This window comes from Endozoicomonas sp. ONNA1 (assembly GCF_024606325.1).
GTDB lineage: Bacteria > Pseudomonadota > Gammaproteobacteria > Pseudomonadales > Endozoicomonadaceae > Endozoicomonas_A.
This window is the reverse complement of the sequence record NZ_JAHHPN010000012.1, coordinates 1-1080: the sequence shown is the minus strand read 5'-3', so window position 1 is coordinate 1080 and position 1080 is coordinate 1. Positions and strand designations below refer to the sequence as shown.

Annotated in this window: 1 protein-coding gene; it reads left to right on the top strand. The window is 42.2% G+C overall.

Annotated features, from left to right (window positions below; genetic code table 11):
* Positions 1–407: 407 nt before the first annotated feature.
* The coding region (locus KDK19_RS00145; protein WP_257291083.1) for a transposase at positions 408–1080 on the top strand (673 nt) is incomplete at its 3' end.

The window sequence follows — 1080 nt, the reverse complement described above, 5'->3', positions numbered from 1 at the left end:
GGAACGAAAGTTCATAACTTGTTGTTAAGTGAAACTGACAAACTGTCCTGCTATCGGTAACTTTCAAGGTAGATGTCGCCTCAACTTAAGATTAAAAGATTAAAAGGACATCCTTAAAGATTAAAAAAGATTAAAAGGACATCCTTAAAAATTAAAAGGACATCCTTAAGACTAAGGACTAAAAGAACATCCTTAAAAAAATAAAGACTAAAAGGACATCCTTAAAAATTAAATAAAAGAAAAAAGACAAAATTAAAAGGACACCTTTATATTTGACAAACAAACCAGCTTGCCTACTTTCTTCTTGTATCTGATTTTTAGTTCTGGCAGGAGAGATTATGACCCGTGCGCGAAGTTCTTTGATTGACCTAGGTTCCACGCCTTATTATCACTGTATAGCTCGATGTGTGCGCAGAGCATATTTGTGTGGAGAGGATCGTTTAACGGGCAAAAACTACGAGCACCGTCGGCAGTGGGTTGTAAACAAGCTCAGGGAACTGGTTTCAATCTTTTCTATAGAAGTCTGCGCCTATGCTGTCATGTCGAATCACTATCATGTGGTTTTGCATATCAATCAGATAACTGCCAGAGAGTGGGCACGAGATGAAATTTTGAGTCGATGGACAAGGCTTTTTACAGGGCCGCTTTTGGTTCAGAGGTATCTTGCAGCTGACCAGCTGAGTCATTCGGAACTAGCTCGTTTGGACGAACTTGTTGAAGAGTATCGAAATCGACTAACGAATATCAGCTGGTTCATGCGTTGTCTGAACGAACATCTTGCCCGTAGGGCTAACCAGGAAGATGGCTGCAAAGGTCGATTCTGGGAAGGGCGATTTAAAAGTCAGGCGTTGCTGGATGAAGCAGCGTTGTTGACCTGCATGGCCTATGTTGACTTGAATCCGATCCGTGCCGAAAGGTCCGAAACTCCAGAAGAATCAGACTACACGTCGATCCAGGAACGAATTGAAACGCTGGCAGCAGGCACTGGTACCCGAAAGCAGCCAATCACTCTTATGCCTTTTCGATCACAGGGGCAAAATCCGGATAAGGCATTGCCTTATATTCTTCACGATTATCTTG